Origin of the sequence: Roseovarius sp. A46 (assembly GCF_004126395.1) — a bacterium.
Lineage (GTDB): Bacteria > Pseudomonadota > Alphaproteobacteria > Rhodobacterales > Rhodobacteraceae > Roseovarius > Roseovarius nitratireducens.
Window position 1 is genome coordinate 23,082 of the sequence record NZ_PVWS01000034.1, and the last position, 7,178, is coordinate 30,259.

A 7,178-nucleotide genomic window follows, 5' to 3' on the forward strand; every position below is an offset into this window, starting at 1 on the left:
GCCGCGTGATTCGGTGCGCGGGCGGTGGACATTTTCCGGGCCACGCCGCATGGTGCGCGCCGCATTGGTTCGGGGGTGGCAGACATGGCGCGCGACATCATCATGGGCATCGGTCCGCGCGTCCGGCACACCGGCGCGGATGCGCGGCGGGGGCGGCCGTGACGGCGCTGACGCTGGCCCGGCCCGACGATCTGGACCGGCTCCTGCCGATGGTGGCGTCCCGCCACGACGAGGCGGGACGCACGGGCGACGAGGCGGCGACGCGCGCAGCTCTTCTGCCGCTGCTCGAGGGCAGTCCCCACGGCGCGGTCTATCTCGTCGGACCGCCACGCGCGCCCATCGGTTACGTGGTGCTGTCGTTCGGCTGGTCGCTGGCGGCGGGCGGGCTCACGGCCCGCATCGACGAGATGCACATCCGCCGCGCGGTGCGCGGGCGCGGCATCGGCACCGAGGTGCTGGGCAGCCTGCCGCGCGCGCTCGCGGCGGCGGGGCTGCGCGCGATCGAGGTCGAAACCGGGCGCGAGGATGCGCGGGCGCGTGCGCTCTTTGGCAGACAGCGGTTTCACCCGCTGGAGGACCGGATGACCCTGCGCCTGACGCTGCACCGCTGACCGCACGCTCCGCCCGCTGCACGGGCGCGCGCCCACCGCCCAACTCACGGCATGATCATGCGCACGCCGTCCATTCGTGCGATCTCGGCCACATCCTCGTCGTAGAGCGCGCTCAGCGTCTCGATCATGCCCGGGTCCCATTCCGGCACGTCGAGCTCTTCCTCGATGGCGTCGTCGTCGGCGAACTTGTCGAGAAAGGCCGTCACCACGCGGCGTTTCTGCGCATCGGTGAGACCGGGTCGGCTGTCCATATAGGCGGTGAACCGCTGGTGACCGGCCCTGGTCATGATCTCGGGCAACAGCGCGAATTCCCCCGCGAGCGGAACGCTCTCGTCCGTTCCGGCCATCGCGTGCAGCACCTGCGCCCAGATCAGCGGCGTGTCCTCGTTGCACCACACCGTGACGGGTATATCGGGCAGCGCGGCGCGGATGCGCGCGATGGCCTCGGACCAGCGCAGATGCGCGGGATCGTCACCACGCAAAAGTTCCGTCACCGTCGAGAACGGCGTGTCGGGCAGCAGCGCGGGCAAGAGCGTGGCCGGGTTGCGCAACCCGAAAAACAGCTCGATCCCGTCGGGTTCGAAGATGCGGTCGAGAAGACCGAGCCGCATATCCGCCGCCGGGTAGAACCGCGCGCCGCCGATCGACATCTTGGGCGTGCCAAAGAAGCCGTGATTGTCCAGCACCAGCCGCTCGGTGTCCTCGGGCGTGCCGGTGGCCGCGAGCACGTTGTCGCGCGCATCCTCGGGCAGGGCGGTTTTCTGCGCGGTGTGCATCACGTCGCGCAACAGGCGGCGATAGCTCTCGGGGTCGGGCACATGGGTGCGCCGCGGGGCCAGCGTTGCGGTATTGTCGCGCAGGCAGGCGATCAGCCTGTCCTCGTCGGTCATGTGCGCGCCTGCGTGGATGACGACCTGCATTGCTCTCCTCTGCCTCTCGCGGGATTTCGTGCCAGTATAGGCGCTTTGCGGTCGAGGAAAACCGCAATCGTCGGCCCCGCGCCGCTTGCCCGCCGGGACGATTGCGTTTAAGGGACAGGGCCGTGCGTGGCCGCGTTAGCTCAGCTGGTAGAGCAGCGCTCTTGTAAAGCGAAGGTCGGGGGTTCGATTCCCTCACGCGGCACCACAAAAATAATATAAGTTACTGACATTATTTTAAATTTGGATTTCTTTTTTATTTTATCCCCTTAATTATCCACCTTTATGGGCTCGATCATCCTATTCAAGCGACAGGCCGTCAATGTTGCTAACCAGTGTTCTGTACCTGGCGTGGGTTTGCACGTCTGCATCTAGTGTGTCTCTGCCGCTCGGCGAAGGTCCGAGCGGCAGCTTTGCGCAGGAATCTGACCCTGCAAAGTTGCGAACCGTGGGCGGCCAGTGAGTCGCGATCAACTCAAAGCTGCCGTTCGTCGGGTTTGCGGTGAAGGTCCGCTCCGGGGCCATTAGCGGGCGTCGTCGCAAGCCGCAGCTTCCGCAGATCGGGTGGACATCGCAAGAACGCCGGTCATTTGGCGGACCTTATTGCTGCTGATCTTGTCTGGCGCCGGATTATCAGACTTCTTCCATGAAAATATCATGACATGCATCGGCTCATTGCGCAGACTGCAGACATGTTCCGCTGGTTTCTCATCTGCCTTACTGGCTTGGCATCAATCCTTCCCCCCGCCGGGGTCACTGCCGGCGAGATCCGATGGCGGGTGAACAGTCTTCTGCACCCCCATCTATTTGGCGAGTCGGCGCGTGTCTTTGCTGAGGAAGTTCGCACTGTCTCGGGGGGTACATTCCAAGTCGAGGTTCACGACCAGCTTGTCCTCGACGTGAACGCCTTTGAAGCGTTAAGATCGGGCTTCGTGGACGCGGTCTGGGGGTCGCCGGGACATCATCATCGCGAGGCCCCCTCGGTCACCCTGTTTGGGGGCTTTCCCTTCGGTCCGGGCCCAGAGGGGCTCACGGAATGGATGGTCGAGGCCGGGGGGCAAGAGGCACTCAACGAGCTCTACGCGCGACACGGGCTGATTAGCATCTACTGCGGCGCTCTTCCCTCTGAGGGGGGAGGTTGGTTCAAATCCCCGATCGAGAGCGTCGAGGATCTCGACGGGCTTGCAATGCGCAGTTTCGGGTATGGCGCCCGCACGCTGAGAAAGCTCGGTGTCACGACGTTCGAACTTCCGGCAAGCGATATCCGCCCCGCCTTCGAGACTGGCGTCATCGATGCCGCCGAGTTTGCCATGCCATCGATCGATGCCCTGCTTAACTTTCCAGACTTTGCGCCGTATCTGTTCCTCCCCGGCTGGCAGCAACCGTCAACGTCGCTTGAACTGCTTGTCTTGGAAAAAACGTGGCTCGCCCTTTCCGAAAGCGATCGCGAGATCGTCCTGCGTGGCTGCGAAGACTCCCTTCGCTGGACCCTGGACGTTGCGGCATCGCGTCAGGAGGCCACGATCGAGGAGTTTCGCGCACGGGGTGTTCAGGTTCTCTCATGGCCCGAAGAGATTCTGGACGCGTTGAGGCTCTCCTGGCAAGAGGTCATCGAAGAGGAAGTCCGGGAAGATCCGAATGTGAGTGTTGCGTGGAAGAGCTATCTTCGCTTCGTGCGGCAGGAGGATCCCGCCGAGGACAGTTTTGGCCAGAACTAGCCCGGCATTCCCGCCAGCCTGAGACCCTCCATAACCACATTGAGGGCACCTTGACCCCTCAGGTGCCCCAAGGCGAGCGAGACGCTCTGGAGCGTCTTTTCGGGTCGCGTGCGCCGTGCCTGCTCAACTACCGAGGACGCCTCGTCGATCCGGCCGGCATGCGCGAGGCTGGCGGCCAAGAACCAGCCCATGTAGTGGCGTTCTCCCGAAAACGTACCAGCTCCATGAAGGCGTCCGAACTCCTCGACGGCCTTCGCCGGTTCCCCGGCGGCGAGGTAGCTCAACCCGGCGACTTCGCGATACTGATCGGGCGGGGACGCGACAGCTTCGATTGCCTGTTCAATGACAGGGATTGCCTCCTTTGCGTAGCCATTGGCCACCAGGGCTTCGGCCAGGATCGCGAGACTATCGGGATCACTGGGGGCAAGGTCGGCAGCCGCCTGCGCCGCAGCAAGCGCATCCACTGGCGATAGTGAATCCGGGAAGGGGGCCTGAAGCCGGAGTTCGGCCAGCACCCTATACGCTGCAGCGCCGCCTCCGAGCTGAATCGAGCGTTCAAGGGCCGTCAGAGCCCGATCGAGTTCGTGACGCCCCCCGCCCCAAGCGCTGAATTTCACCTCCCGCCAGTAGGCATGCCCGAGCTCCGCCCATGCCTGTGCATTCCCGGGCTCCTTGGCCAAAATTTCCTCAAGCTCGGCGTGCAAACGGTCGTTTGCGGTCCGATCACGCCAATGCAGCATGGATGGGGGGTAGCTGGCGACGACACTCTCCGCCGGAGCTTGCACAGGCGCGGTGGTCAGCGCATCCGACCCTGGGTCGCTCGTCCAATAAGCGATCGCGAGGCCGGTGACGCTCGCCAATACGATGGCTGCAACCGCTGCGTTGCGATGCGCCGGCACGGGGCGTCTTTCAGCAACGGTCGGCTCTGGCTCCAAAACGAATCCACGCCGTGGGACCGTCCTCAGAAGTCCGGCATCGTTCTTTCCCATGGCGCGGCGGATGTCGCTGATACATTGCGATAGCGACTCGTCGCTGACCGCCATATCGCCCCAAGCCGCTGCGGCAAGCGTATCCTTGGAAACCAGTTCGCCCCTCCGCTCCGCGAGCACCTCAAGGACACGGTAGGACTTGGGCCGCAGGTGCTGCGGTTTTCCTTCACGGTCTTCCAGACACCCGAGCCGCCGGTCGAGCGTGACTTTGCCAATCTTGATTCGAGACGCACCCATTGCAGGACACCCGCGTTTTTAAGTTACCTTACCAGAATTTCCAGTTTCTTTCAGGGTTCTCTCAGGACGTGCCGTCTCCGCCGAGCCATCCTAGTGGCAGGAAAGGCAAGGAGGCCGTCATGGAACGGAAAAGCACCACTCTGGCAGTTGTCCTACTCGCATCCACCATCGGTTCGGCCGATCCCGGAAGAGCAGACCTCACGCAAGACACCTCGGTCGAAAGGCTGAAAGAAATCTACGTCGGGTGCGAACTGCGAGCGATGCTAGAGGTCATGCCTGCCGGAGAGATCGCCCGATGCTCGGACGTGTACGAAACATTGAAGCTGCGTGCGTTCGGGGGGAACTGGACACGTCTTCGCGAGTGGTTCGAGAAGCGGCTGATCGCGGATACGCCTGCATGACGAACAGGCGTTCGAAGTTGCGCCTCGTCCGGCTTCGCCCATCGGAATGGCGACCAGCCTCATTAATTCGAGTTCAGCGACTTGTCCGAGGCGCACCAGCGGGTCTCGGCATCACCATGGGGCGTCTTCTTCCGCAGAGCAGACCTTTGTTGAGCTCACAGCGAACGGCTGCTTTCCGCCCTGATTGTTGGGCCTCGCGCCACCGACGCGACCGACGCCATCCGGTCGTTCATTCGGGATGAATGTCCCTCGGGGTGCATCCGGCGTCGAGAACAACGGCCATCCAGTTCACGTCAAGCGACTGCCCTTGTTCCCAAAGCCACCGCTCTTGCAGCCGGTAGGCCGCCAGTTCCTGTGCAGCCGGGCAATACCAGTGATGCGGCGCCTGCCGGTGATGCGCGAGCTCGTGCAGCAACACGGCAACATCGTCCGCCTTGCGCGGGTCCCAGGGGCGCACCAGCAGGATCTCGAACCGATCCGGGTCATAGAGACCCCGAAGACGGCCACGCTGGAAACTCGCCGTCGCACCCTGCCGCGCCGCCGCCTGCCACTTGCTGACGAGGCGAACCCGCGGGGCAACTTCGCGGCGCGGCCAGTCCGACTGCGCATCAAGCCAGGCGTCGAGCGAGGAGACGAGTGTGGTCATACTGTGCGCGTGTTGCCATCCGGCAACCGACGAACCCGCTTCATTCTCGGCGCGCGGCGGCGTCGGGCAAAAGGCTATCAGGGCCGCGGCGAGTGCCACGGCGAAACTGGAGCGGTGCATCATTCCCTCCGGTGCGCGATTTTGAGATTTGGTAGCCTCATGCTACGCTGTTTACGGAACGACACCGAACGATCACTTTTCAGCCCCGCGTGAGCTCAGTTCAGGCAGAAATGGGACGCAAGCTTCCTCCCTTCGCAGCCGTCCGCGCCTTCGAGGCCACCGCTCGACACATGTCGGTCAAGGCCGCAGCGGACGAACTGTGCCTGACGCCCTCGGCCGTCAGCCACCAGATCAAGGCGTTGGAGGGTTTCCTCGACACGCAGCTCTTCGAGCGGTGGGGCAATCGGATCGCGCTCACCCTCACGGGCGAGGCCTATGCCGGAAAACTGACCCACCTGCTGGATGCTTTCATCGAAGAGACAGAGGCCGTGCGCGCGGCGCCACAAACCGTGCGCGTTCTCTCGACGCCGGGCTTTGCGGCGCGCTGGCTGGTGCCACGCCTGCCCAGGCTCGAGTTCGCCAGTGACATTCGGCTTCGGGTCTCGAACGGCGCGCCGTCGCTCGACTTCGCGACCAATGACGCGGACGTCGTGATCCAGTGGTCTGACCGACCGACGCCTGGCTTGCGCGTCGAGCCGCTGATGGCCTCGGCCCGGTATCCGGTGATCTCTCCGGCATTGCGGGAGCGCGAGAACGTGCGGCACCCGAAAGATCTGCTGCGCCTCACGCTCTTCTACGACGAGACGGACGATGCCTGGCCCGAATGGTTCGCCGCGGCGGGCCTTGCGGGGGCTGATCTGCCGCCCGGGCCCACTTACCCCAATTGCGAACTTGCCACGACCATGGTCGAGCAGCATCAGGGCGTGTCGCTGGCCTACGACGCCATGGTCCGCGGCACGATCGCTTCAGGTCGATTGCAGCGCCTTTTCGACACGACAACGCCGCCCATGTCGATCTACGCAATCGCCTGTCCCGAAACCCGTGCGGATGACCCACGGATTGCCGCCTTTCGACACTGGTTGCGCGCGGAAGCGGCGGCCGAGGGGATCATGCCACAGCAGCTGCACGAAGCCGCCGAATGACTGCGCTAAAACCGATCCACCTGCAGGCGCAACCTCGGTCCAGCAGTCACAGCGAACGGCAAGAACTGTCCGCATCTCGGCCTTTAGAGCAGCGTAGCGCGGGTGTCCGCTTTTGCCTACCTCGTCGTTCCGCACCATGTCCGCTTCGAGGCTACAGCGGTCATCTGACAGTGTCCGTCAGGACAGCTGAGCGGGCCGGGTTGTCTGAGCGGCAGTAATGCGCGGGAATCTGACCCTGCAAAGTTGCTAACCGTGGGCGACCAGTGAGTCGCGATCGGCCCGGAGCCGACCTCCGCAGTCAGTTGCGACGCTGCAACGCAGCTTCACCAAACCAGTAATTCATGCATCGCGCAGCATTTTTTGAGGTCCGAGTGGCAGCAATGCGGGACATGGCCTGCCACTGAACTTTCATCCAGCCGGAACCGGAGCCCTTTGGGTTGATACGCCGACAGGCGCAGGTGGAGCAACCGACAGATGCGCGGAGCTTTCAGGTGGCGCAGCGCGGCTGTTGGTTGCG

General features: G+C 63.8%; 9 protein-coding genes and 1 tRNA gene. 6 read left to right on the forward strand and 4 right to left on the reverse strand.

What is annotated here, in order from left to right; all coding sequences use genetic code 11:
• The first annotated feature begins 24 nt into the window (after window positions 1-24).
• Entirely contained in the window at window positions 25-162 is a 138-nt protein-coding gene (locus C6W92_RS17750; RefSeq protein WP_164989253.1) for a hypothetical protein, read from the forward strand.
• The gene (locus tag C6W92_RS15005) at window positions 159-611 is read left to right on the forward strand and encodes a GNAT family N-acetyltransferase (RefSeq protein WP_241691177.1); all 453 of its coding nucleotides are present in this window, start codon (window positions 159-161) and stop codon (window positions 609-611) included. The genes C6W92_RS17750 and C6W92_RS15005 overlap by 4 nt, the downstream gene beginning before the upstream one ends.
• A gap of 44 nt (window positions 612-655) precedes the next feature.
• Here the strand turns inward: C6W92_RS15005 and C6W92_RS15010 are convergent, their stop codons facing one another.
• Complete coding sequence (locus tag C6W92_RS15010; RefSeq protein WP_129434587.1) at window positions 656-1,531, reverse strand: hypothetical protein; 876 nt, start codon at window positions 1,529-1,531, stop codon at window positions 656-658.
• Between the two features lie 129 nt (window positions 1,532-1,660).
• Between C6W92_RS15010 and C6W92_RS15015 the strand changes: the two genes are divergently transcribed.
• Together C6W92_RS15015 and C6W92_RS15020 are read left to right on the forward strand one after the other, a co-directional pair.
• Window positions 1,661-1,736: transfer RNA gene (locus C6W92_RS15015), tRNA-Thr, on the forward strand.
• Between the two features lie 484 nt (window positions 1,737-2,220).
• Window positions 2,221-3,246 (forward strand): ABC transporter substrate-binding protein, encoded by a 1,026-nt coding sequence (locus tag C6W92_RS15020; protein ID WP_164989254.1) that lies wholly within the window; start codon window positions 2,221-2,223, stop codon window positions 3,244-3,246.
• Here C6W92_RS15020 and C6W92_RS15025 read toward each other — a convergent pair.
• On the reverse strand, window positions 3,243-4,472 hold the full coding sequence (locus tag C6W92_RS15025) for a winged helix-turn-helix domain-containing protein (protein WP_241691178.1): 1,230 nt from the start codon (window positions 4,470-4,472) through the stop codon (window positions 3,243-3,245). The genes C6W92_RS15020 and C6W92_RS15025 overlap by 4 nt on opposite strands.
• A gap of 119 nt (window positions 4,473-4,591) precedes the next feature.
• Between C6W92_RS15025 and C6W92_RS15030 the strand changes: the two genes are divergently transcribed.
• On the forward strand, window positions 4,592-4,873 hold the full coding sequence (locus tag C6W92_RS15030; protein ID WP_129434591.1) for a hypothetical protein: 282 nt from the start codon (window positions 4,592-4,594) through the stop codon (window positions 4,871-4,873).
• A gap of 229 nt (window positions 4,874-5,102) precedes the next feature.
• Here C6W92_RS15030 and C6W92_RS15035 read toward each other — a convergent pair whose 3' ends face one another.
• The gene (locus C6W92_RS15035) at window positions 5,103-5,642 is read right to left on the reverse strand and encodes a DUF6647 family protein (protein WP_129434593.1); all 540 of its coding nucleotides are present in this window, start codon (window positions 5,640-5,642) and stop codon (window positions 5,103-5,105) included.
• Between the two features lie 107 nt (window positions 5,643-5,749).
• Between C6W92_RS15035 and C6W92_RS15040 the strand changes: the two genes are divergently transcribed.
• On the forward strand, window positions 5,750-6,661 hold the full coding sequence (locus tag C6W92_RS15040) for a LysR substrate-binding domain-containing protein (protein WP_129434595.1): 912 nt from the start codon (window positions 5,750-5,752) through the stop codon (window positions 6,659-6,661).
• A 323-nt stretch (window positions 6,662-6,984) separates the two neighbouring features.
• Here C6W92_RS15040 and C6W92_RS17850 read toward each other — a convergent pair.
• Window positions 6,985-7,178: hypothetical protein (locus tag C6W92_RS17850; RefSeq protein ID WP_206735546.1), on the reverse strand; the 194-nt coding region annotated here is incomplete at its 5' end.